This is a genomic window from Bradyrhizobium sp. USDA 4011, from assembly GCF_054063415.1.
The window spans coordinates 6,688,520-6,709,688 of record NZ_JBSSGG010000001.1 but is presented as its reverse complement, the minus strand read 5'-3'; the positions used below and the strand labels follow the sequence as shown (position 1 = coordinate 6,709,688).

Annotated in this window: 26 protein-coding genes; 18 read left to right on the top strand and 8 right to left on the bottom strand. The window is 64.8% G+C overall.

The features are described 5' to 3' along the window. The first annotated feature begins 136 nt into the window (after positions 1-136). Complete coding sequence (locus ACVW1C_RS31585; protein WP_456761606.1) at positions 137-781, top strand: GTPase; 645 nt, start codon at positions 137-139, stop codon at positions 779-781. A gap of 68 nt (positions 782-849) precedes the next feature. Then, positions 850-1,311 carry a hypothetical protein gene (locus tag ACVW1C_RS31580; protein WP_456761605.1) on the top strand — a complete coding sequence of 154 codons (462 nt, stop codon included), beginning with the start codon at positions 850-852 and terminating at the stop codon, positions 1,309-1,311. Between the two features lie 121 nt (positions 1,312-1,432). Here the strand turns inward: ACVW1C_RS31580 and ACVW1C_RS31575 are convergent, their stop codons facing one another. After that, positions 1,433-3,103 (bottom strand): flavin-containing monooxygenase, encoded by a 1,671-nt coding sequence (locus ACVW1C_RS31575; protein ID WP_456761604.1) that lies wholly within the window; start codon positions 3,101-3,103, stop codon positions 1,433-1,435. Between the two features lie 156 nt (positions 3,104-3,259). Between ACVW1C_RS31575 and ACVW1C_RS31570 the strand changes: the two genes are divergently transcribed. Genes ACVW1C_RS31570 through ACVW1C_RS31560 form a run of 3 tightly spaced genes read left to right on the top strand, consistent with a single transcriptional unit; the run spans position 3,260 to position 4,717 of the window. Then, positions 3,260-3,655 carry a hypothetical protein gene (locus ACVW1C_RS31570; protein WP_456761603.1) on the top strand — a complete coding sequence of 132 codons (396 nt, stop codon included), beginning with the start codon at positions 3,260-3,262 and terminating at the stop codon, positions 3,653-3,655. 29 nt (positions 3,656-3,684) lie between these two features. After that, a complete protein-coding gene (locus tag ACVW1C_RS31565) occupies positions 3,685-4,164 on the top strand; it encodes an NUDIX domain-containing protein (RefSeq protein WP_456761602.1) in 480 nt (159 codons plus the stop codon). A 37-nt stretch (positions 4,165-4,201) separates the two neighbouring features. Then, entirely contained in the window at positions 4,202-4,717 is a 516-nt protein-coding gene (locus ACVW1C_RS31560; protein WP_456761601.1) for a mismatch-specific DNA-glycosylase, read from the top strand. 70 nt (positions 4,718-4,787) lie between these two features. Here ACVW1C_RS31560 and ACVW1C_RS31555 read toward each other — a convergent pair whose 3' ends face one another. Continuing rightward, complete coding sequence (locus ACVW1C_RS31555) at positions 4,788-5,222, bottom strand: hypothetical protein (protein WP_050403182.1); 435 nt, start codon at positions 5,220-5,222, stop codon at positions 4,788-4,790. 206 nt (positions 5,223-5,428) lie between these two features. On the opposite strand from ACVW1C_RS31555, the gene ACVW1C_RS31550 reads away from it, so the two are divergent. From ACVW1C_RS31550 to ACVW1C_RS31540, 3 genes are read left to right on the top strand one after another with little or no spacing between them, the layout of a single operon-like run. After that, positions 5,429-5,866: a YeeE/YedE family protein gene (locus ACVW1C_RS31550; RefSeq protein WP_456761600.1), complete on the top strand. Its 438-nt coding sequence runs from the start codon at positions 5,429-5,431 to the stop codon at positions 5,864-5,866. Positions 5,867-5,868: 2 nt separating this feature from the next. Next, the gene (locus ACVW1C_RS31545) at positions 5,869-6,348 is read left to right on the top strand and encodes a DUF6691 family protein (protein ID WP_456761599.1); all 480 of its coding nucleotides are present in this window, start codon (positions 5,869-5,871) and stop codon (positions 6,346-6,348) included. Positions 6,349-6,353: 5 nt separating this feature from the next. After that, positions 6,354-6,749 (top strand): RidA family protein, encoded by a 396-nt coding sequence (locus tag ACVW1C_RS31540; RefSeq protein ID WP_456761598.1) that lies wholly within the window; start codon positions 6,354-6,356, stop codon positions 6,747-6,749. 99 nt (positions 6,750-6,848) lie between these two features. Here ACVW1C_RS31540 and ACVW1C_RS31535 read toward each other — a convergent pair whose 3' ends face one another. Continuing rightward, a complete protein-coding gene (locus tag ACVW1C_RS31535) occupies positions 6,849-7,610 on the bottom strand; it encodes an SOS response-associated peptidase (protein WP_456761597.1) in 762 nt (253 codons plus the stop codon). A gap of 62 nt (positions 7,611-7,672) precedes the next feature. Here ACVW1C_RS31535 and ACVW1C_RS31530 point away from each other — a divergent pair, with 62 nt between their 5' ends. The 5 genes from ACVW1C_RS31530 to ACVW1C_RS31510 all read left to right on the top strand — a co-directional run bounded on the left by ACVW1C_RS31530 (position 7,673) and on the right by ACVW1C_RS31510 (position 10,163). Then, a complete protein-coding gene (locus ACVW1C_RS31530) occupies positions 7,673-8,173 on the top strand; it encodes a hypothetical protein (RefSeq protein ID WP_456761596.1) in 501 nt (166 codons plus the stop codon). Positions 8,174-8,211: 38 nt separating this feature from the next. Next, positions 8,212-8,631, top strand: a complete 420-nt coding sequence (locus ACVW1C_RS31525; protein ID WP_456761595.1) for an NUDIX hydrolase — start codon at positions 8,212-8,214, stop codon at positions 8,629-8,631. Positions 8,632-8,717: 86 nt separating this feature from the next. After that, positions 8,718-9,095: a TIGR02301 family protein gene (locus ACVW1C_RS31520; RefSeq protein WP_456761594.1), complete on the top strand. Its 378-nt coding sequence runs from the start codon at positions 8,718-8,720 to the stop codon at positions 9,093-9,095. Further along, positions 9,085-9,741 carry an HAD family hydrolase gene (locus tag ACVW1C_RS31515; protein ID WP_456761593.1) on the top strand — a complete coding sequence of 219 codons (657 nt, stop codon included), beginning with the start codon at positions 9,085-9,087 and terminating at the stop codon, positions 9,739-9,741. The genes ACVW1C_RS31520 and ACVW1C_RS31515 overlap by 11 nt, the downstream gene beginning before the upstream one ends. A 155-nt stretch (positions 9,742-9,896) precedes the next feature. Then, positions 9,897-10,163 (top strand): hypothetical protein, encoded by a 267-nt coding sequence (locus tag ACVW1C_RS31510; RefSeq protein ID WP_028332620.1) that lies wholly within the window; start codon positions 9,897-9,899, stop codon positions 10,161-10,163. Between the two features lie 83 nt (positions 10,164-10,246). Here ACVW1C_RS31510 and ACVW1C_RS31505 read toward each other — a convergent pair whose 3' ends face one another. After that, positions 10,247-11,581, bottom strand: a complete 1,335-nt coding sequence (locus ACVW1C_RS31505) for a dihydroorotase (protein ID WP_456761592.1) — start codon at positions 11,579-11,581, stop codon at positions 10,247-10,249. A gap of 129 nt (positions 11,582-11,710) precedes the next feature. Here ACVW1C_RS31505 and ygfZ point away from each other — a divergent pair, with 129 nt between their 5' ends. The 5 genes from ygfZ to ACVW1C_RS31480 all read left to right on the top strand — a co-directional run bounded on the left by ygfZ (position 11,711) and on the right by ACVW1C_RS31480 (position 17,379). Continuing rightward, positions 11,711-12,592 carry a CAF17-like 4Fe-4S cluster assembly/insertion protein YgfZ gene (gene ygfZ / locus ACVW1C_RS31500; protein WP_456761591.1) on the top strand — a complete coding sequence of 294 codons (882 nt, stop codon included), beginning with the start codon at positions 11,711-11,713 and terminating at the stop codon, positions 12,590-12,592. Then, positions 12,589-13,215 carry a DNA-3-methyladenine glycosylase I gene (locus ACVW1C_RS31495; RefSeq protein WP_456761590.1) on the top strand — a complete coding sequence of 209 codons (627 nt, stop codon included), beginning with the start codon at positions 12,589-12,591 and terminating at the stop codon, positions 13,213-13,215. The genes ygfZ and ACVW1C_RS31495 overlap by 4 nt, the downstream gene beginning before the upstream one ends. Continuing rightward, positions 13,212-13,823 carry a YfbR-like 5'-deoxynucleotidase gene (locus ACVW1C_RS31490; RefSeq protein WP_456761589.1) on the top strand — a complete coding sequence of 204 codons (612 nt, stop codon included), beginning with the start codon at positions 13,212-13,214 and terminating at the stop codon, positions 13,821-13,823. Before ACVW1C_RS31495 ends, ACVW1C_RS31490 begins: the two co-directional genes overlap by 4 nt. 121 nt (positions 13,824-13,944) lie before the next feature. Then, entirely contained in the window at positions 13,945-14,451 is a 507-nt protein-coding gene (locus tag ACVW1C_RS31485) for a tyrosine phosphatase family protein (RefSeq protein ID WP_456761588.1), read from the top strand. A gap of 222 nt (positions 14,452-14,673) precedes the next feature. Beyond that, complete coding sequence (locus ACVW1C_RS31480; RefSeq protein WP_456761587.1) at positions 14,674-17,379, top strand: DUF2339 domain-containing protein; 2,706 nt, start codon at positions 14,674-14,676, stop codon at positions 17,377-17,379. Between the two features lie 27 nt (positions 17,380-17,406). Here ACVW1C_RS31480 and ACVW1C_RS31475 read toward each other — a convergent pair whose 3' ends face one another. The 4 genes from ACVW1C_RS31475 to ACVW1C_RS31460 form a co-directional block, all read right to left on the bottom strand. Further along, positions 17,407-17,640, bottom strand: coding sequence for a DUF6894 family protein (locus tag ACVW1C_RS31475; RefSeq protein ID WP_050403167.1), 234 nt, complete (start codon positions 17,638-17,640; stop codon positions 17,407-17,409). A gap of 136 nt (positions 17,641-17,776) precedes the next feature. After that, a complete protein-coding gene (locus ACVW1C_RS31470; RefSeq protein WP_456761586.1) occupies positions 17,777-18,355 on the bottom strand; it encodes a hypothetical protein in 579 nt (192 codons plus the stop codon). A 186-nt stretch (positions 18,356-18,541) separates the two neighbouring features. Next, entirely contained in the window at positions 18,542-19,528 is a 987-nt protein-coding gene (gene acuI, locus ACVW1C_RS31465; RefSeq protein ID WP_456761585.1) for an acrylyl-CoA reductase (NADPH), read from the bottom strand. A gap of 46 nt (positions 19,529-19,574) precedes the next feature. Continuing rightward, on the bottom strand, positions 19,575-20,822 hold the full coding sequence (locus tag ACVW1C_RS31460) for an MFS transporter (RefSeq protein WP_456761584.1): 1,248 nt from the start codon (positions 20,820-20,822) through the stop codon (positions 19,575-19,577). Between the last annotated feature and the right edge of the window lie 347 nt (positions 20,823-21,169).

Sequence of the window (21,169 nt, the reverse complement as noted above, 5' to 3'; positions counted from 1 at the left end):
GCTCGTCATGCCCGGGCTTGACCCGGGCATCCATCCAAAGCGCAAAGGCCGGGCGAAAGCCCGGCCCTTTTACTATCCGCACCTCTCTGCTACCCTTGGTAGAGCAATACCAAGCAACTAGCGCTAGGGGGGCGTGGTGGATCAACGACAACGCGAAAAAGACGTCGATGTTCAGGCTTCCAAAATATTGGCGGGCCTCAGACAGCTAGCAGACTTGCTAGAAGAACCTGAAGCCGGAGAGGCGCTAGATCTCGCAAAAAATGCTCGAACGACCGAACAGTACAATGTACTGCGACGACTCAAGCAAAGCCTCACGCAGTATCTAGAGCGAGATGGCGATCTCTTTTACGTCGGTCTCGTCGGTCATTTCTCATCGGGCAAATCCAGCACAATTAATTCAGTCTTGAATACCTGGAACACGGAGCGAGAGAGGCAGACAGATCTAAATCCCACTGATACCACGATCACATTGATCACCACTGAGGCCAACTCAAAATCTCTCCTGGGCGTGATTAGAGAGGGACATGTAACAATTCGCCACGAATCGGTCGACAGCGAACTACTTCAGAAAATCGTCCTCGCTGACACGCCGGGTAGTGGGGACACTCAATTTGTTGAAGAAGTTGCGCGAGACTTTCTTCCCATCTGCGACGTCATTCTGTTTTTCTTTTCCGCAACCAGCCCGCTCGACAAGACGGATCTACAGGAGCCGCTGTTATCGCGTTTGCTGGCTATCTATTTTTTTCGTTCGTTAATCGCGAGGTGCCGCAAGATATACTGAATTCCATTTTGTGGAATCTAACTGCGGAAGCAATCGCTGTTGGTATCGGATGGTCGATTGCGAAATGGATGGATGATTTCCCGAAGACATCCGGCCGCATTCTCGACGATGCTCGCGCAATATTAAAGGGCCGCATATTTAGCATTGTCGATGAAGCTTTGAATTCGCATGAGTTCGCAACGCTTGACGAAGCGAAGTTATCTCAGGCCTTGATGGAAGCCTACTCCCGAGTGATTGGAACCGACCCCGACGGATGGAATGAAACCGCAATCGAACGTATCGATGCTCTCAGGCGATACGAGATCGAATATAAACGGCTACGGAACGAATATGAAAGTATCGCCGACGAAATCTTTGACCGGACATCGTCTTACTTCAGCGACGCAGCGAAGAACCTAGATCGTTTGAATCAGGTGGCCGCGCGCGTGAAAAAGAGTGCAATCGAACCATCATTTCAGTTGTTGGCCGATACGCGTGCGTCTCTTGAAGAGGTGAAAAACCAAATTCGATCTGTAGAGTTTCACAGCTGAGAGACCTTGAGTAAAATCAAGAACATCTGAGGTTTGCAACTGTCCGACAAATGCATTCGTAGGTTTTCGTTTAACGGCGGGAAGCTGCCTAGATGCCAGAGTCAGCTGATCTGGAGGGTCTTCATGGTGACGCGCGAGCGGCCGCTACTTGCGCGTTAGCACGCGCCCCCGCCCCAAACTCAATCTCCCGATATCCCCCGGCCGCCACCCCGTTGATGATCCCCAAAAACTTCGGCGTGCCACCGTTGTAGACGAAGTACCGCACCGTCCCCTCCTCATGCCCAGCGACATTGGAGTTGTAGCCGGTGAACCACGACTTGGCTTTGCGCATCAGCATGATCTCGTACATCTTGACGACATGCGCGGTCCATCGCTCTTGCGCCTCAAGGCTGGCGTCGGCGCGGGTGAGGCCGCGGTCCCACATGTATTGCAGGAGGTTGGTGCACCAGTTGACGCCATTCTCGATGCCGCGCGGGAAGTTCGTTGACGCGGAGGCGCTTTGCGGGCCGGTCGGCATCAAGAGGTTCGGGAAGCCGTGGACCATCATGCCGAGGAAGGTCGACGGCGCGTGCTTCCATTTGTCTGATAGCTTCGCGCCGCCGATGCCGGTGATGTCGATCAAGTCGTAGGCGCCGGTGATGGCGTCGAAGCCGGTGGCGTAGACGATGATGTCGAACTCGTAGTCGCGCGCCGTGGTGCGCAGGCCAGTCTCGGTGACGCGCACTAGCGGCGTCTCGCTGAGATCGACGAGATGCACATTGTCGCGATTGTAGGCCTCGAAATAGTTTGTCTCCAGCGGCAGGCGCTGCACGCCGAAGCCGTGATCTCTGGGGATCAGCTTTTCGGCGACCTTGGGATCCTTCACACGGCGGCGGATGCGGCCGGCGATATATTCCGACAGTTCGGCATTGGCGGCCTCATCCATGAAGATCTCGCGGAAGTTCGCGAGCCAGATGCCGAAGCCGGGCTCGTCGTAGAGCTTGTCCCACAGTGCGAGCCGCTCCTCGCGGCTCACCTCGTAGAAGCCGCGCTTGTCGGGACCGTGCACGAAGCTGCCGGGCGTCAGCGCGCAGGCGGCGAAGATCTCGTCATAGCGCGCGCGGATGTCGGCCATTTCAGCTTCCGAGATTGCGCTGTTGTTGAGCGGCGCGCTCCAGTTCGGCCGGCGCTGAAACACCGTGAGCTCGCCGACCTTGTCGGCGATCTCGCCGATGACCTGGATGCCGGTGGCGCCAGTGCCGATCACTGCGACTTTCTTGCCCGTGAGATCGACCGGCTCGTGCGGCCAGTAGTAGGTGTGGAACGAGCGGCCCTTGAAGTCATCGATGCCAGGCACGCGCGGCATGGTCGGCGCCGAGAGCAAGCCGATCCCCAGCATCACGAAGCGGCAGGTCAGCGCGCGGCCGTCGCTGATCCTGAGCTGCCAGAGGTCGCGCGTCTCGTCGAACTGCATGGCCTCGACCTTGCAGTTGAACTGCATGTGCCTGCGCAGGTCGAACTTGTCGGCGACGTAGTTCAGGTAGCGCAGATTCTCGGGCTGGCCGGAGAAGCGCTCCTTCCAGTGCCACTCGTCGAGCAGCTCGCGCGAGAACGAGAAGCCGTAGGTGTAGCTCTCGGAATCGAAGCGGCAGCCCGGATAGCGGTTCCAGTACCAGGTGCCGCCGAGATCGGGCGCGGCTTCGAGCACGGTGGCGTCGATGCCGAGATCGGCGAGCCGCTTGATCTGGTAGATGCCGGCGACGCCGGCGCCGACCACGATCACCTCGTAATGGGTTTTCGCCTCTCCCGTCATTGTCAGCTCCAATAGTCTTCTTGATCTGTTGGGCTGGATTACAGACCGTTTTGCCGGATCAGGCAACCGCGCGGCGGCGCGCGCGACTTGCGTTGAGGCGCTGCCTGCACCACATCGATCTCAGCATTTCAACGCGCGGAAATCCGGACCAGCGACATGGACGACAATCTCAGCGGCGTCTGGGACGGCAGCTACGTCCAGCCGAGCGGCATGGTCACGTTCCTGGCGACGCTGATCGACGCCGGCGGCGCGCTCGGCGGCAGCGTGACCGAACCTTGCATGGCGCCAGGCTGCCCGCTCGCCTCGCATAACGCCTCGCTGGCGGGTCAGCGCTCCGGCAGCGCGGTGTCGTTCGTCAAGCGCTACGAGCCGCGAGGCTACGGCTATGACACGGTGCACTATGAAGGCGCGGTCAATGCCGACGCGACCGAGATCGACGGGCGCTGGAGCATCCGCGGCACGGCGTGCTCGGGAACGTTCCTGATGGTGCGTTCGAGCGGACCGGCGCAAGCGGTCACGACCGAAGACGAGATCAAGGAGCCGGCGCGCTAGCGCGCAGCCGCACACCGTCGGAATCGACCATGCCCCAGCGCAGCGCCGGCTTGGTGATGTTCCGCCGCAGACGCGGCATCGCGGAAGTGCTGCTGGTGCATCCGGGCGGCCCGTTCTGGACGAAGAAGGACGATGGGGCGTGGTCGATCCCGAAGGGTCTCTATGAAGAAGGCGAAAATCCCCTGAGCGCCGCGAAACGCGAATTCGAGGAGGAGACCGGCCAGCGGCCAGTCGGCGCCTTCATCGAGCTCGGCGTGTTCAAGCAACCGAGCGGCAAGCATGTCAGCGCATGGGCGTTCGAGGGCGAGTTCGACCTCGCAGCGTTCAAGAGCAACACGTTCGCGATGGAGTGGCCGCCACGATCGGGACGCCTCGCGGAATTCCCCGAGGCGGATCGCGCGGGCTGGTTTGCATTGAAGGAGGCGTTCAGGAAGATTACCAAGGGACAGCAGCCTGTCCTGAACAGCCTGATCGAGAAGCTCGGCCTGCCGAGAGACGATTTCGTGTAGCCAGGATCGCCCCGCTGCTCTGCTCCGTCCTTCTCCGATGCCCGATAGCAATCCCCACCGCCTCCCCGACCAGCTCCGCGCCAATCTGCGGCTGGTGTTCGTCGGCACCGCGGCCAGCACGCGCTCGGCCGCCGTCGGGCATTACTACGCGCATCCCGGCAACCGCTTCTGGCGCGCGCTGCATGAGGCCGGCATCACGCCGCGGCGTTATCGGCCGGATGAGTTCACCGCCCTGCTCGAACTCGGCATCGGCTTCACCGATCTCTCCAAGACCGGCGCCGGGATGGATCATGAGATCGCGCGGAGCTCGTTCGATGTCGCGGGCTTCAGGACCAAGATCGAGATGGTTCGGCCGAAGACCATCGCCTTCACCAGCAGGAAGGCGGCGAGCCTGTTTTACGACCGGCCGACCAGCGCGCTTGCGCTCGGCCGGCAGCCGGCCATGAATGGATTTCCTGACGTGTTCGTGTTGTCGTCGCCGTCAGGTGCGGCGTCCGGCCATTGGACGTTGCAGCCGTGGCGTGAGCTGGCGCAGTGGATCACGGAACCGTAGAAGGGTAGAGCCAACGGGGCCGCGCGTTGCGCGGACCCGTTGGCTCTACCCAACCTACGAAGCCCGCCCGTTACTCCTTCAACGTGATCGCAAGCCCACTGAGGTCGACATTGGCCATCAGCCCGATCTGCTTGCCGCTCAATTCGAGCACCGCGCCGTTCTGGTTGGTCAAGAGGATGCCGCGCACGCCGGCGCCGAGCGCAACGCCCATGCCCGCCGCGGCATAGACGCCGGCGATATCCTGGGCGCGGCGGATATTGCGCACCCGCCCCTGCAACGTGGTCTGCGAGCCGCCGAACACAAGACCATAGTCCAGCCCGCCGGCGGTCAGCCCGTAGGTCTGGCCGTGGAAGGTCAGGACGCCCTTGCCGGCGGAGCCGCCGAAGATCCAGCCGCCCTTGAAGATAACGAGCGTCACCGCGCCCTCGTCGGCCAGTGCAGCGGACGATCCGGTGAGCAGCGCCAGCGCGAAGAGCACGGCGCGAGCGGCGGATGACAATCTCATGGGGAGTTCTCCGGACGAAATGAAGCGAATCGCGGCAATCCAATCGGGCGGCGGCACGTCGAAATGCCGGCAAAACACGCGGGATTGCGCTTGTTCCTGTTATTGCGGAGTCTATCATCGGGCGTGTAGTCGCGCGACCATTGGCGCATGCGCTGCCACCGCTTTGCGCCATCGCTGAGGAGTTTGCGCAACAGGGACCCGCATCGATGCACGATTTCACCCCACTTTCCGGCCTTCTCGGCGGCGCACTGATCGGGCTTGCCGCGGCGCTGCTGATGCTGCTGACCGGGCGGATCGCCGCCGTCTCCGGCATCGTCGGCGGCCTGCTCCAGCCCGATACCGCCGAACGCACTGCCGACCGCTCCTGGCGCATCGCGTTCATCGCGGGGCTGATCGCGGCGCCCCTGATTGCGGCGCTGTTCGGCGCGCCGCTGCCGCGGCCGGCGATGAATGCGAGCCTTGTGGTGATCGCGATCGCGGGCCTTTTGGTCGGCTTCGGCACAAGAATGGGCAATGGCTGCACCTCGGGCCACGGCGTCTGCGGCTTCGCGCGGCTGTCCGGCCGCTCGATCGTGGCCACGTTCATCTTCATGACGGCGGCGATCGTCACGGTTGCCATCGTCAGGCACGGGATTGGGGGTTAGCGATGCGCCTTCTCGCAAGCTTCGTGTGCGGCCTGATCTTCGGCGCGGGCCTTTTGATCTCGGGCATGACCGATCCGCAGAAGGTGCTCGGCTTCCTCGACCTGTTCGGCGCATGGGATGCGACGCTTGCCTTCGTGATGGCGGGCGCGGTTGCGGTCGCGGCAACCGGCTTTGCGATCGCGCGGCGGCGCACAGCGCCTGCGTTCTCGGCACGCTTCCACTGGCCCGACCGCAGCGACATCGATGCGCCGCTGGTTGGCGGCGCGATCCTGTTCGGCATCGGCTGGGGCCTCGCCGGCATCTGCCCGGGGCCCGCGCTGGTCAACCTCGCCGGCCTTTCGCTGCCGATCGTGGTGTTCGTCGTCGCGATGCTAGCCGGCATGATCGGCCAGAATCTCTTCGGCAAGAATCTCTGGCGCCGGCGCACAATGGCGCCGCGCGGCGTCGAAACCACTTCCCTTCCATCTCGCGCAGACGGGTGACCCCAATGACAGAAAACACAGCAGTCAAGCACTTCCCTCCTCCGCCCGGCATCACGGCGCCGCCGCTCTCGTTCGGCGCCCGCGTCGGCGATCTCTTGTTCATCTCAGGCATTCCCGGCTTCGACGCCAACCGCGAGCTGCCCGACAGCTTCGAGGCGCAGTTCGCCAATGTCGTCACCAATTTCCGGCGCGTGCTGACCGAGGCCGGCGCCACGATGCGCGATCTCGTCAAGGTCAACGTGCTGCTGACCCGCGCCAGCGACGTCGCGACGATGAACGCTCTGTATGCTGGCGCGTTCGGCCCTGCACCCTACCCCGCGCGCACCACCTGCGTCGTGGTGGCGCTGCCCAATCCGAAGATGCTGATCGAGATCGAGGGCGTGGCGTCAGTGAAGGCATAGCGGTCCATCGATCCACCGCCGTCGTCCTGGCGAAAGCCAGGACGACGACGTGGAGATGCCTGCGCCTGTATGCGTGCACTCTCCACATGGCATCGGCCGCTAGAACAGCGACCCCTGCCCGTCGTCCTCGCGCACCGGCGCCTTGCGCACTGCTGCCTTCTTCGGGGCCGGCACGTCCTCCGCGGCGATCTCTTCCGCGCTCATCGGCAGCAGCAATTGCGCATCGTCGTTGGCGACGGCATTCACGCGCATCGTCACCCGGTGCCAGGCGAACTCGCCGACATCAGGTCCCTTCAGCATCGGCATCACGTCGTCGACGTCGTTGGGCAGGCAGTCGAGCCAGGGCGCGAATTGCTCGGGCCGGATCGTGACGGGCACCCGGTGATGCAGCTGCGCGAGGTCGGGGCTCGCAGGCGCGGTGACGATCGCGACCGTATCCTGCTCCTCGCCGTTCGGTCCCATCCAGGTCTCGGCGAGCGCGGCGAAAGCAAGCGGATGGCCGTCGCGGCGATGGATGAAGAACGGCCGCTTGCGGCCGCCGGCATCCTGCCATTCGTAATAGCCGTCGGCCGGGATCAGCGCGCGGCGGCGCTTAATCGCGTTCTTGAAGGCGGGCTTCTCCCGCACCGTCTCGGAGCGGGCGTTGATGAGCAGCGAGAACGTGCGCGGATCCTTGACCCAGGACGGGATCAGGCCCCAGCGCATCAATTGAAAATGCCGGCCGCCGTTCTGCAGCAGCACGACCGGGATCGGCTGGGTTGGCGCAACATTGTACCGCGGCGGAAAATTCGGCTGCTCGATGTAGCCGAACATCTCTCGCAAGGCCGCCGGCGGCGAGGTAATGACAAAGCGTCCGCACATATCCTGTCCAGGGTGGTATCCGTTTATTCCGCCTTAACTTGGACCGTTAAAGACTGCGACCAATGACCTCAACGGCCGCCATAGCGGGCTCTTCCCCGCGACCGACGTACCCCGACGAGGCGCGGGCGGCGCTGTTGCGCGCCGCCAACATCAATCCCCGCACCGGACTTGCGACCGACTACCTCAATCACTTCAACGAAGCCATCATGCTGCTGGAGATGGTGCCGGACCTGCCGGAATGCGCCAGCGATTTCCTGGAATGGCAACCCCTGTCCTATGCCGAGCATTTCACCGCGTCCAATTTTCGGGCGCGTGACCTCGCGATCGAAGCCTATCAGATGGCGGATGCCGGCATCCGGGCCGAATTCGACCAGCTCACCGACAGCATGACCAAGATCCTGACCGAGGTCGGCTCCGCGATGCGGCAATTGCACCAGGACAAGAGCCGGGTCGCGCTCGCCGAGCAGGCAATCGTCTGGGTCAAGCCGCTGGTGATGCAGACCGCCGGTGTCATCAACGGCGCCGCAGAGGCCGATGTCGAGCGCATCATGGCGGGCGCCTGATTTATCGGGCATGATGGTCATCAAAACTGGTTGTCGTCTTGAGCTCTCCCGAACCTCCGATCCGCCCGCAGCTCGCCGTGTCAGGCGTGATTTTCCGCGACGGCAAGGTGCTGCTGGTGCGCCGCGCCCGCTCGCCCGGAAAGGGCTTCTATTCGCTGCCCGGCGGCCGGGTCGAGTTCGGTGAAACGCTGCACACCGCGCTGCACCGGGAAATCGACGAGGAGACCGGGCTGCGGGTCGAAATCCTGGGCCTCGCCGGCTGGCGCGAGGTGCTGCCGACCGGCCCCGGCACCGGGCATTACCTGATCATGACGTTCGCGGCGCGCTGGGCGTCCCGCGAGCCGGTGCTCAACGACGAGCATGACGATTTCAAATGGCTCGCCCCGGAGGCGATCGGCGACCTCAAGGTCACCGGCGGCCTGCACGAGGTGATTGCGGCCGCCCGGCGGCTGGTCTGAGGCCGGTTTTTGGGCGCTTTGGCGAGCTCTGCCGCCTTGCCTCGGGCGCATTGAGGGGGCATACCACGGCGATTCCGGAACCCCTGATGATCAGAGCTTTTCTCGCCGTTGTGATCCTGATGTCGGCATGCCTCGCGGCGCCCGCCCGGGCGCAGGACGCGGCTGCGCCGTTCGACGGCGACCTGCAGCGGCTCGCCGAGATCCTCGGCGCCCTGCACTACCTGCGCGGCATCTGCGGCTCCAACGAGGGCGCCAAATGGCGCAACGAGATGCAGGCGCTGATCGACGCCGAGACCCCCTCCGGCGACCGTCGCGCCCGCATGGTCGCGGGCTTCAACCGCGGCTATAACGGCTTCCAGCAGACCTACCGGACCTGCACCCCCGCGGCCTCCGTCGCGATCCGCCGCTACATCGAGGAAGGCTCGAAGATTTCGCGCGACCTGACGGCCCGCTATGCCAACTGACCGCGCCATCTTCTTCGACCTCGACGGCACCCTGACCGACCCGAAGCCCGGCATCACCGGCTCGATCCAGTATGCGCTGGGCAAGCTCGGCCGCTCGGTTCCCTTGCAGGACGAACTGACCTGGTGCATCGGGCCGCCGCTGCGGGCGAGTTTTGCCATGCTGCTCGGCGGCGAGGAGCTTGCCGACCGCGCCGTCGAGCTCTACCGCGAGCGGTTCGGCGATGTCGGGCTGTTCGAGAACAGCATCTATCCCGATATCGCGGACGTGCTGGCGGAACTGCGGCGGGTGCCGGGGCGCATCTACGTGGCGACCTCGAAGCCGCATGTGTTCGCGACGCGGATCGTCGCGCATTTCGGCCTCAGCGGCTTTTTCGACCACGTGTTCGGCTCCGAGCTGGACGGAACCCGGGTCAACAAGGTCGACCTGCTGGCCTATGCGATCGAGCAGACCGGGGCCGATCCGGCGCACGCGCTGATGATCGGCGACCGCAGCCACGACGTGATCGGCGCGAATCGCAACAGCATCCGCGCGGTCGGCGTCACCTATGGCTACGGCACGCCGGAGGAGCTGATCGGGGCCGGCGCCAGCCATCTGTGCGCCACGCCACGCGCCGTGCTGGACCATATCCACAGCTCATTTGGCTGATCGCGGCGGCGACATCCGGAATTCCCCTTTAAATGCCGTGGCGGGCGTTAACCTTTTCGAAAGATGTGGGCTAGGCGCTACCCGCATGCGTGATAAATCTCGCGCGTCGCAGTGGTTCGCTCCTCGGACCGCGCGCATTCATTTTGCAGAGTTTCATGCGCCATCCAGCGTCCTTTCCCCATCACCAAGACCCGCGTCCCGATCACGAGCAGAAGCAGGCCGCGCTGGGCTACCTGAACGAGGCGTGGGCGGAAGCGCGTCACGACGGCGTCGACGGCGACTGCCTCGCCCAGGCGAGCCTGTTCGCGGCGCTCGCCGAACTCGTCGGCACCTATGGCGAGGACGCGGTGGCGAAGTTCGCCGAGGGCCTCGCCGCGCGGGTGCGCAACGGCGAGTTCTCGCTGGCATTGGCCCGGCAGTAATCCCGCAAAGCGTTTTCGAGCGAAGTGGGCACCGGTTCGCGTAAAGAAAACGCGTCAAACAAGAATCTAGCGCATTTGATGCGCTAGGCCGTCAGCGTCTCGAGGAAACGGACCGGCTCGCCCGTCGACGGCGTCGCGACTTCGCCCTGCCACATCACCCGCTTGCCACGCACGAACGTGCCGACCGGCCAGCCCTGCACCCGCACGCCATCATAGGGCGTCCAGGCCGCGCGCGAGGCGATCCATTTGTTGGTGATGGTCTCGCTGCGCTTCAGATCAACGACGGTGAAGTCGGCATCATAGCCCGCCGCGATGCGGCCCTTGCAGGCGATGTTGAACAGGCGCGCCGGACCCGCGCTGGTGAGATCGACGAACCGAGCCAGCGACAGCCGCCCGGCATTGACGTGGTCGAGCATCAACGGCACCAGCGTCTGCACGCCGGTCATGCCCGACGGCGAGGCCGGATAGGCCTTGGCCTTCTCCTCCAGCGTATGCGGCGCGTGGTCCGAGCCGAGCACATCGATGATGCCTTGCTCGATGCCGTACCAGATGCCGGCACGGTGATCGGCCGAGCGTACCGGCGGGTTCATCTGCGCCAGCGTGCCGAGCCGCTCGTAGCACTCCGGCGCGGCCATGGTGAGGTGGTGCGGTGTCGCCTCGCAGGACGCGACATCCTTGTGGTCGCGCAGATACAGGATCTCTTCCTTGGTCGAGATGTGCAGCACGTGGATGCGCTTGCCGGTCTCGCGCGCGAGATTGACCAGGCGCTCGGTCGCCATCAGCGCCGCGGTCTCGTCGCGCCACACCGGATGCGAGCGTGGATCGCCCTCGATCCGCAGCGGCTTGCGCTCGTTCAGACGATACTCGTCCTCGGCGTGGAACGCGGCACGGCGCCGGATCACCTGAAAGATCCGCCGCAGGCTCTCGTCGTCCTCGACCAAAAGAGCGCCGGTGGAGGAGCCGATGAACACCTTGACGCCGGCGCAGCCCGGCGCGCGCTCGAGCTCCGGCAGGTCCTGCACGTTCTCGCGGGTGCCGCCGATGAAGAACGCGAAATCGCAATGCATGCGATGGTGGCCGCGCTTGATCTTGTCGGTGAACGCCTCTTCGGTGACCGTCAGCGGGTTGGTATTCGGCATCTCGAAGACCGCGGTGACCCCGCCCATCACGGCGCTGCGCGAGCCGGTCTCGAGATCTTCCTTCTGCGTCAACCCGGGCTCGCGGAAATGCACCTGGGTGTCCATCACGCCGGGCAGGATGTGCAGGCCCTTGCAGTCGATCACCTCGCCGGCCGAGGCCTGGCCGAGCGATCCGATCGCGGCGATGCGGCCATTGGTGACGCCGATATCGCGCACGCCCTCGCCGTCCTGATTGACCACGGTGCCGGATTTTAGAATGGTGTCAAAATGCTGATTCATCGGTCCTCGGCGCCCGCTTTCGGGTGTCGCGCGGGCCTTGTTCGGCGCACTGTAGCGCCTTAGCTTGGCTGGGGATATCCGCGCGCCGCGCGTTTCCCAAGGAACTTGGAAAAAGAGCCAATTTTGCGAATGAAAGCAGCGTTTCTTCCAGATCGGGGCGTGGTCAAAGTCTCTGGCGAGGACGCCCGCAACTTCCTCAACGGCCTCATCACGACCGATGTCGAGCAGCTGGTCCCGGGACAGGCCCGGTTTGGCGCACTGCTGACGCCGCAGGGCAAGATCATCGTCGATTTCCTGATCACCGAGATACCCACAGGCCATGGCGGCGGCTTCCTGATCGACGCACCGCGCGCGCTCGCCAAGGGGCTTGCCGACAAGCTCGGCTTCTACAAGCTGCGCGCCAAGGTCGTGGTCGAGAATCTCTCCGACAGCCTCGGTGTGCTGGCAGCCTGGGACGGCCAGCCGGCGGCAATCCCCGATCTCGCTTTCGCCGATCCGCGCAATGCGGCGCTCGGCTGGCGCATTCTGATCCCGGAAGATCTGAAGCAGAAACTCGCCGACCTGATCGGCGCGGATCTCGTCGACTCAAGCGCCTATGAGGCGCATCGCATCGCGGCCGGCGTGCCGCGCGGCGGGCTCGACTTCATGTATGGCGACGCGTTCCCGCACGAGACCAATATGGACCGCCTCAACGGCGTCGATTTCGACAAGGGCTGCTATGTCGGCCAGGAGGTGGTGTCGCGCATGCAGCACCGCGGCACGGCGCGCACCCGCACGGTGAAGATCATTCTCGACGGCCCCTCCCCCGAGACCGGCGCGACGATCCAGGCTGGCGACAAGCCGGTCGGCACCATCGGCTCGACCGCCGGCGAGAAAGGCCTCGCGCTGGTACGCATCGACCGCGTCGCCGATGCGCTCGACGCCGGCCTGCCGCTGACCGCGGGCGGGCTCGCGCTTCACCTCGCCGAGCCGGACGCTGTCCGCACCACACCCAAGAAGACCGTTGCATGAGCCGCACCGCGCAACTGCACCCCGACGGCAAGACGCGCTGCCCGTGGCCGGGCGAGGATGCGCTCTACGTCGCCTATCACGACAATGAATGGGGCGTGCCGGAATATGACGACCGCGCGCTCTTTGAAAAGCTGATCCTCGACGGCTTCCAGGCCGGCCTGTCCTGGATCACGATCCTGCGCAAGCGCGAGAATTTCCGCAAAGCCTTCGACGATTTCCAACCCGAGAAGATCGCGCGCTACACCGACAAGAAGGTGCATGCGCTGATGAACGACGCCGGCATCGTCCGCAACCGCGCCAAGATCGAAGGCACGGTGGCGAGCGCCAAGTCGTATCTCGAGATCATGGAGAAGGGTCCCAGCTTCTCGAAATTCCTGTGGGACTTCGTCGACGGCAAGCCGAAGGTCAATCAGTTCAAGACCACCGCGAGCGTGCCGGCCTCGACGCCGGTCTCGATCAAGGTCTCCAAGGAGCTCGGCGCGCGCGGCTTCAAGTTCGTCGGCCCCACCATCGTCTATGCCTTCATGCAGGCGACCGGCATGGTCAACGATCACCTCGTGACCTGCTTCTGCCACGAGGCCTGCAGCGGCAAGCTCCGCACACCGCGGCTCAAGAAGAAATGACTGCGCGTCAATCGACCGAGACCACCCGCGCCTGGCAGCGGATGTTGTCGGGACGCCGGCTGGACCTGCTCGATCCGTCACCGCTCGATATCGAGATCGTCGACATCGCGCATGGACTGGCGCGGGTCGCGCGCTGGAATGGCCAGACCAGCGGCGCGCACATCTTCTCGGTGGCGCAGCACACGCTGCTGGTCGAGGCCGTGATGCGCCAGCAGACGCCGCGCGTCGATATGCGCCATCGTCTCGCCGCACTGCTGCACGATGCGCCGGAATATGTCATCGGCGACATGATCTCGCCGTTCAAGGCGGTGCTATCAGGCGAATACAAGGCGGTGGAGAAGCGGCTGCTGTCGGCGATCCATATCCGCTTCGGCCTGCCCGCGGTGCTGGCGGATGAGATCACGCAGCAGATCAAGGCCGCCGATCGCGGCGCCGCCTATCTCGAGGCGACGCATCTGGCGGGATTTTCGCAGGCCGAAGCCAGGCGCTTGTTTGGCCGCGATCCGGAATTGCCCGAGGCCACCGAGCGCGACTATCTGACGCCATGGACCGCAGCGAGGGCCGAAAAGCAGTTCCTCGAACGCTTCAAGGCATTGCACGCGTCGTAGGCGCCGCCGCGCAGCGTGCAGCCGGTTGCGCCGCAAAACCAAGAGCGGGCATCGCGCCGCCCGGCTTTGCCCACCCGGGAGCAGCGGCTATAGTCGGGCGCACCGATAGCCAAGGACCATCATGCTTCACGTCTGCTCGCTTGCCGCGCTCCCCGACACGGTTCGTGCCACCGGCGCCAGCCATGTGCTGACCGTGATGGCCAATGTCGACCAGGTACAGCGGCCTCCTTCCGTGCTTCCGGCCAACCATCTGAAGGTGTCGATGGACGACATCGTCGAACAGATGGACGGATTCGTCGCGCCGAACGAGACGCATATCGAGAGGGTGCTGGCCTTCGTGCGCGGCTGGGATCGCCGCGCGCCGATGGTGGTGCATTGCTACGCCGGCATCAGTCGCTCGACCGCGAGCGCCTTTGCCACCGTCTGCGCGCTCAATCCGCACCGCGACGAAATGTCCATTGCCCGACTGATCCGCGAGGCCTCGCCGATCGCGGCGCCCAACCGGCTGATCGTCAGCCTCGCCGACAAGGCGCTGGGCCGCGAGGGCCGGATGCTGCGCGCGCTCGATGCGATGGGCCCAGGCAGCATGAGCGTCGAAGGCCGGCCCTTCCACATCGATCTGGACTGAGCGGGATGAATTTTGGTTGAATCTCATCTTGCCAAGGTTTCGGTTCACCTCTCCCCGCCGGGGAGAGGTGAACCTGCGATGCCGTTGTAACCCTATCCCATCTCGCTTTAGCACGAACGTGCCACGCACGATCGCTTGAACTTCCAGTCCGCTCAGCTGCACTACTAGGTTGCGACGGGCGGCCGGCTGGCCGATGGTCCGGCGCGTCCCGCCGGAGGCCTGATGTTCGATTCGCCGTTCGATTTCCTCACGCTCGTCATCGCCATTGTCGCGATCATTTTCGCGCGCAAGGCGCTGGGCCAGATTGCGGTGCTGCAACGCCGGCTGGATGCGATCGAGGCGACAGGCGTGGCCGCCGCGCGGACAGCCGTGCCGCCGCCACTGACGCCGCTGCAGGAGTTCGAGCAGACGCTGCCGGCGGCACCTCCCATCGTGCCACCGCCGCTCCCCGAGGCGGCTGCAAACGAGCCGGCTGCCCGGGCCGAAGCCGCCGCGGATGGAGCAAGCGCCGCCCCACCGCCACTGCCAGAACCGCCCGCCACGCCGCCCCCGGCGCCTGGCTTCGAGGAGACGCTCGGCACACGCTGGGTGGTGTGGATCGGCGGCCTGACGCTCGCGCTCGGCGGCTTCTTCATGGTGCGCTATTCGATCGAGGCCGGGCTACTCAGCCCCGGCGTGCGCACGATGCTCGGCGGATTGTTTGCATTGGCGCTGCTCGGCGCCGGTGAGTGGACGCGGCGCAAGGAAAGCATCTCCAGCATCGCGGCGCTTCCGGTCGCCAACATTCCGGCGATCCTCACTGCCGCCGGCACCGCGGTGGCGTTCGCCACCGTCTATGCCGCCTACGCGCTGTACGACTTCCTCGCGCCGGCAACCGCCTTCATCCTGCTCGGCATGGTCGCGCTCGGCACGCTCGCGGCCGCGCTGCTGCACGGACCTGCGCTGGCCGGGCTCGGCATCGTCGGCGCCTTCGTCACCCCGATTCTGGTCTCGTCCGACAAGCCGGACTTCTGGTCGCTCTACATTTATCTTGCCATCGTCACGGCGGCGGCGTTCGGGCTCGCGCGCATCCGGCTGTGGCGCTGGCTCGCGGTCACGACGATCGCCTTCGCGCTGCTATGGACCTTCCCCTGCCTGCAATGCGGGCCGGAGATGATCGCGCCGCACGTCTTCCACGTCACCACGGGCTTCGTGCTGGCGGCGCTGCTCGTGGTCTGCGGCTTCATGTTCGGCCCCGACGGCGATGGCGAGGAGATCGAGCCGATCTCGTCCGGCTCGCTCGCGGCCTATCTGTTCGGCGCGATGCTGATCGTGCTCAACAGCGCGCATGCCGACAGCGCGATGATCGGCTTCGCACTGCTGACGGCGGGCAGCCTTGGCGTGGCCTGGCGCGCGCCCGCCGCTGCCGGCGCCATCGCCGCCGCGTCGGTCTTGGTCTTCATCGTGTTCGGCGAGTGGGCCGTCCGCCGCAACGTCGACATGCTGGTGCTGCCGGGCGGTGCGATCCGTGGCATCGGCCCGTCAGCGACCGACGGCTCGGTCTCGCTGCATCTCGTCACCGCCGCGCTGTTCGCGGCCGCCTTCGGCATCGCCGGCTTCCTCGCGCAACTGCGCTTTGTCACCGCAAAGATCACGGTGACCTGGGCCGCGGCAGCCGTGTTCACGCCGGTCGCGCTGCTGGTCGCACTTTATGCGCGCATCGCGCATCTCGATCGCTCGATCCCGTTCGCGATCCTCGCCGTGCTGCTCGCAGCCGCCTACGCCGCCGCGACCGAAGCACTGACCCGGCGCGGCGAACGGCCGGAGCTGTCGCCCTCGATCGCGCTGTCGGCCACCGGCGCCCTCGCCTCGCTGGCGCTGGCGCTGACCTTCGCACTCGACAAGGGCTGGCTCACCATCGCGCTGGCGCTGGTGTCGATGGGCACGGCATGGCTGTCGGTGCAGCGGCCGATCCCGTTCCTGCGCTGGCTCGCCGCGATCCTGGCGGGCATCGTCGTGCTGCGCATCGGCTATGAGCCGCGGATCGCGGGCGACGCCGTCGGCACCACGCCGGTCTTCAACTGGCTGCTGTGGGGCTACGGCGTTCCGGCGCTGTCATTCTGGTCCGGAAGCCATTTCCTGCGCCGCAATAGCGACGACGTCCCGCTGCGCATGGTCGAATCCGCTGCGATCCTGTTCACGGTGCTGCTCGCCTTCATGGAGATCCGCCACGCGGTCAATGCTGGTGACGTCTATCGCGAAAGCGCCGGGCTGACCGAGGTTGCGTTGCAGGTCGGCGTGACGCTCGCGATGGCGATCGGGCTGGAGCGCCTGCGGCTGCGCAGCGGCAGCATCGTCCACAATGTCGGCGCGGTGCTGCTGACCGCGTTCGCCGGGCTTGCCAGCCTGTTCGGGCTGCTGGGGCTGGAGAACCCGATGCTGTGGTGGCAGGACGTCGGCGGCAGCTTCTTCAACCTGCTGCTGCTCGGCTATGCATTGCCAGCCGTACTGGCGCTGCTGCTGTCATACGCGGTGGCGGGGCATCGTCCCGCTGCATATGCCAACACGATCGCCGCCGGCGCGCTGGTGCTTGCGCTCGCTTATGTCACGTTCGAAATCCGCAGGCTCTATCATGGACCGGTGCTGACGCGCGGCGAGACCACGGGTGCGGAGCAATACACCTATTCGATCGCTTGGCTGATGTTCGGCGTCGTGCTGCTCGGCATCGGCATCGTCGTCGACTCGCAGCGGGCGCGGCTCGCCTCCGCTGCGGTGATCGGGCTGACGATCCTGAAGGCGTTCCTGGTCGACATGTCGACGCTCACCGGAGTCTACCGGGCGCTGTCGTTCATGTGCCTTGGCATCGTGCTGGTCGCGATCGGCTGGCTGTATCAGCGGATCCTGTTCCGCAGGCGGGCCGTTCCGCCGGTCCCCCAGGCTGGGGCCTGAAGCTTGGTGTCCTGAACGGCGAGCGCCTCAGTCGACGGATTCGGCAACCAGCCGAATCCTGAACACGGGCTTCCGGCTCTCGTCGAGCAGCTCCATGTGCCATTCGCTGTCTTGCTTCATGTTGCGCGAAATGCTGCCAAGGAAATTGCCGCAGACCTTGGTCATCTCGGCCCAGGCCACGTCACGGCTCTCGAACTCCGTCGCGTGGTCGGACGCACCAGCGTAATCGCCATCACTGATACGGAAAAAATATTGCGCCATATGACTACTCAAATCGGTGTCCTCGTCATCCCGCCTGTCGGCGAACGCTAAGGTATTGAGTAGCTATCAACGCGCGGCGACCGCCATCCGTATGACTACGGCTTGGCGTTATTCCCGCTGGCGCGCAGATGAGACGTTAGTCGGTGGAACGGCGCAATTCCGGCGCGCTTTCGACCTTGGCGGGCTCGGCCTTGACCGGCTCGAGCTTCGCGCTTCCGACCTGCGGTGTCTCGACGCGCGACACTTCGGTCGGCGAGGCATCCGCGGATCGGGTGCGCGGGTGCAGCGAACGCGGACGCGCCACCGCGCGTGCCATCAGCATTTGCTGGCCGCCCTGGTGATGGAAATCGCAGTAGGCGAAGCCCATGCCGGAGACCGAGCCGCGGAACGTGCGGTCGTCCTGCTTGTCGAGATTGAAGCAAGGTTCAAACGGAATGCCCTTCAGCGACGCGCACACGCTCTGACCGCGGATTTGCAGCGTATTGCCGGGCAGGCGCACGTGGCGGATGGGTCCGGAGCCCGAGAACTGGATCGAGCCTGCCGCGCCCAGATCGTCGAGGATACGGCCGGCGCCCCTTGTGCCGTCGAAACAGGTGAAGGCGAACACCTTGCCGGCGACGAATTTGCGGGCCTCATCGGCGTTCATCATGCCTGCGAATGCCGGCACGACCATCGCTCCGGCCGTGACGGCCCCCAACACCAAACGCGCAAGCATGAGCTACTCCACTTACGAGCGCGGGCACCCGCTCCTTGTTGAGCATGATCCCCGCACCAACGCTTCTCGACGTCTGCGCGAGGAAACCCGGCCCCCCGGGATCATGCTGCAAGTCTCTTTACCCGCTGCTTACCATACCAACCGTGGCAACATTGGAGCAGCTTGGTTGGTAAAGTCTGAACGTCCTCAGACTATTTTTACCACGATCCGGCCGCGGACTTGGCCACCGAGGATTTTCGCACCATACCCCATGACTTCGTCTAAGACGATTTCATGAGTGATTTCAGTGAGTTTTTCCTTATCCAGATCGCTGGCAAGGCGGCGCCAGGCAGTCCTGCGGAGCTCGATCGGGCACATCACGGAATCGATGCCGAGAAGGCACACACCCCGCAAAATGAAGGGCGCGACCGACGACGGCAGGTCCATGCCGGCCGCAAGGCCACAGGCCGCGATGGCACCGCCGTACCTGGTCATCGAAAGCAGATTGGCGAGCGTGGTCGACCCGACGCTGTCGATGCCGCCGGCCCAGCGCTCCTTCGCAAGCGCCTTGGGGGCGCCCGACAGCTCGGCGCGGTCGATCACCTCGGTGGCACCGAGTCCCTTGAGATAGTCGGCCTCCGACATCCGCCCGGTCGAGGCGATGACGTGATAGCCGAGCTTCGACAGCACGGCGATCGCGACCGAGCCGACGCCGCCGGCGGCGCCCGTGACCACCACCGGGCCGCTCTTCGGGGTGAGACCGTGCTTCTCCAGCGCCAGCACCGACAGCATCGCGGTATAGCCGGCGGTGCCGATCGCCATCGCGTCACGGGCCGAAATGCCGTCCGGCAGCCGCACCAGCCAGTCGCCCTTGACGCGAGCCTTTTCCGCATAAGCACCGAGATGGGTCTCGCCCATGCCCCAGCCGTTGCAGACGACCTTGTCGCCCGCCTTCCAGTCGGGATGGCTGGATTGTTCGACGGTACCGGCGAAATCGATGCCGGCGATCATCGGGAAACGGCGCACCACCGGCGCCTTGCCGGTCAGCGCCAGGCCGTCCTTGTAGTTCAGCGTCGACCATTCGACGCGTACGGTGACGTCGCCGTCCATCAATTCCGCGTCGTCGAATTGGGTCAGCGCGGCGGTGGTACCCTTGTCCGCCTTGTCGATCCTGATTGCCTTGAACGTTGCCACGATGAGCACTCCCCGTAATCTTGGTTTCGGGGGAGTGTTTAACCCATCAGGCCGGCTGCGCAACCGGGCGCACGACCGGCTTTTCGACGATCGGCAGGTTGATCAGCGCCGACAGCACGCCGAACAGGACCGACAGCCACCAGATCGGCGTGTAGGAACCATACTGCTCGAACACGACGCCGCCGAGCCAGACCCCGAGGAAGCCGCCCACCTGATGGCTGACGAAGGCGAAGCCATAGAGGGTGGAGAACCAGCGGGTGCCGAACATCAGCGCGACCAGCGCCGAGGTCGGCGGCACGCTCGACAGCCACAGCAGCCCCGAGACCGCACCGAATGCAATCGCCGAGAACGGCGTGACCGGGAACGAGATGAAGGCCACGGTCGCCAGCGCGCGCGAAAAGTAGATCACCGAGAGCAGATAGCGCTTCGGAAAGAAGTTCTGCAGCCAGCCGACGCTGAGCGAGCCCACGATGTTGAACAGGCCGATCGCCGCAACCACCCAGCCGCCGGTGGTCGCCGGAATGCCGCGGTCGGCCAGATAGGCCGGCAGATGGATGGTGATGAAGGCAAGCTGGAAGCCGCAGGTGAAGAAACCGAGCACCAGCAGCACATAGGAGCGATGGCCGAAGGCTTCGGCGAGCGCGGTCTTGAACGACTGCTGGTCGGCGGCCGGCACCTTGCCGGCCTCGGCGGTTGGCGTCGCAAGCGCGAGCGAGAGCGGCACGATCAACAGCATCAAAGCGCTGAACACGATGAGCGCGGTCTGCCAGCCGAAATTGTCGATCATCGCAACGCCAAACGGCGCGAATAGGAACTGGCCGAATGAACCGGCGGCGGTGCCGGCACCCAGCGCGATGCCGCGCTTCTCCGGCGGCAACAGTTTGCTGAACGCCGCCAACACCAGATTGAACGACGAGCCCGACAGTCCGAAGCCGATCAGCACGCCGGCGCTGATGTCGAGCGACAATGAGGTGGTCGAGTAACGCATCAGCAGCAGGCCGGCCGCGTACAGCAAGGCGCCGACCATCATGACGCGCAGCAGGCCGAAGCGGTCGGCAATGGCGCCTGCGATCGGCTGGCCGAGGCCCCACAACAGGTTCTGCAGCGCGATGGCAAGGCCGAACACGTCGCGGCCCCAGGCGAATTCGCGGCCCATCGGCTGCACGAAGAAGCCGAGGCTGGAGCGCGGGCCGAAACTCAGCAGCGCGATCGCACAGCCGCAGACGATGATGACGAGCGGTGTGCGCCAGGTGGTGCCCGATGTCGATCGGAGATCCCCGCTGGTAACGGCCATCTTGTCTTCCCCCGCAACTGCTGCGGGGGAACCGCCCCGCGAAACATTGCGGGAGTTAATGCATCTGCATGGAAAGCCCAAGAGGCGGCGGAGAAAAATATTCGCTCGCAAGGCAGCTCTGCGAAATATGCGACGGTCATTCCGGGTCCTGGTCCGACGGGCCATCCCGGAATGACGTCGCGAGGTTCCGAAGCGGTTAAGCAAATATCGCGGCGGCTCATGCCGAATGGCAGGGAACGTCGCCTTCTCCTTCCCCCTGAAAGGGGGAAGGTCGGGATGGGGGTCAGCCACACGCATCGCTGCTCATGGAGAGACCAGATCCCCACCCGCTTTGCTCTGACGAGCAA

Coding starts and splice junctions, on each gene's coding strand:
- ACVW1C_RS31515 (WP_456761593.1), top strand. CDS start 9,085: ATGCCAACTGACCGCGCCATCTTCTTCGACCTCGACGGCACCCTGACC.
- ACVW1C_RS31560 (WP_456761601.1), top strand. CDS start 4,202: ATGCCCGATAGCAATCCCCACCGCCTCCCCGACCAGCTCCGCGCCAAT.
- ACVW1C_RS31565 (WP_456761602.1), top strand. CDS start 3,685: ATGCCCCAGCGCAGCGCCGGCTTGGTGATGTTCCGCCGCAGACGCGGC.
- ACVW1C_RS31470 (WP_456761586.1), bottom strand. CDS start 18,355: ATGCTTGCGCGTTTGGTGTTGGGGGCCGTCACGGCCGGAGCGATGGTC.
- ACVW1C_RS31555 (WP_050403182.1), bottom strand. CDS start 5,222: ATGAGATTGTCATCCGCCGCTCGCGCCGTGCTCTTCGCGCTGGCGCTG.
- ACVW1C_RS31540 (WP_456761598.1), top strand. CDS start 6,354: ATGACAGAAAACACAGCAGTCAAGCACTTCCCTCCTCCGCCCGGCATC.
- ygfZ (WP_456761591.1), top strand. CDS start 11,711: ATGAAAGCAGCGTTTCTTCCAGATCGGGGCGTGGTCAAAGTCTCTGGC.
- ACVW1C_RS31505 (WP_456761592.1), bottom strand. CDS start 11,581: ATGAATCAGCATTTTGACACCATTCTAAAATCCGGCACCGTGGTCAAT.
- ACVW1C_RS31545 (WP_456761599.1), top strand. CDS start 5,869: ATGCGCCTTCTCGCAAGCTTCGTGTGCGGCCTGATCTTCGGCGCGGGC.
- ACVW1C_RS31510 (WP_028332620.1), top strand. CDS start 9,897: ATGCGCCATCCAGCGTCCTTTCCCCATCACCAAGACCCGCGTCCCGAT.
- ACVW1C_RS31580 (WP_456761605.1), top strand. CDS start 850: ATGGATGATTTCCCGAAGACATCCGGCCGCATTCTCGACGATGCTCGC.
- ACVW1C_RS31530 (WP_456761596.1), top strand. CDS start 7,673: ATGACCTCAACGGCCGCCATAGCGGGCTCTTCCCCGCGACCGACGTAC.
- ACVW1C_RS31570 (WP_456761603.1), top strand. CDS start 3,260: ATGGACGACAATCTCAGCGGCGTCTGGGACGGCAGCTACGTCCAGCCG.
- ACVW1C_RS31495 (WP_456761590.1), top strand. CDS start 12,589: ATGAGCCGCACCGCGCAACTGCACCCCGACGGCAAGACGCGCTGCCCG.
- ACVW1C_RS31485 (WP_456761588.1), top strand. CDS start 13,945: ATGCTTCACGTCTGCTCGCTTGCCGCGCTCCCCGACACGGTTCGTGCC.
- ACVW1C_RS31460 (WP_456761584.1), bottom strand. CDS start 20,822: ATGGCCGTTACCAGCGGGGATCTCCGATCGACATCGGGCACCACCTGG.
- ACVW1C_RS31575 (WP_456761604.1), bottom strand. CDS start 3,103: ATGACGGGAGAGGCGAAAACCCATTACGAGGTGATCGTGGTCGGCGCC.
- ACVW1C_RS31535 (WP_456761597.1), bottom strand. CDS start 7,610: ATGTGCGGACGCTTTGTCATTACCTCGCCGCCGGCGGCCTTGCGAGAG.
- ACVW1C_RS31490 (WP_456761589.1), top strand. CDS start 13,212: ATGACTGCGCGTCAATCGACCGAGACCACCCGCGCCTGGCAGCGGATG.
- ACVW1C_RS31475 (WP_050403167.1), bottom strand. CDS start 17,640: ATGGCGCAATATTTTTTCCGTATCAGTGATGGCGATTACGCTGGTGCG.
- ACVW1C_RS31480 (WP_456761587.1), top strand. CDS start 14,674: ATGTTCGATTCGCCGTTCGATTTCCTCACGCTCGTCATCGCCATTGTC.
- ACVW1C_RS31520 (WP_456761594.1), top strand. CDS start 8,718: ATGATCAGAGCTTTTCTCGCCGTTGTGATCCTGATGTCGGCATGCCTC.
- ACVW1C_RS31550 (WP_456761600.1), top strand. CDS start 5,429: ATGCACGATTTCACCCCACTTTCCGGCCTTCTCGGCGGCGCACTGATC.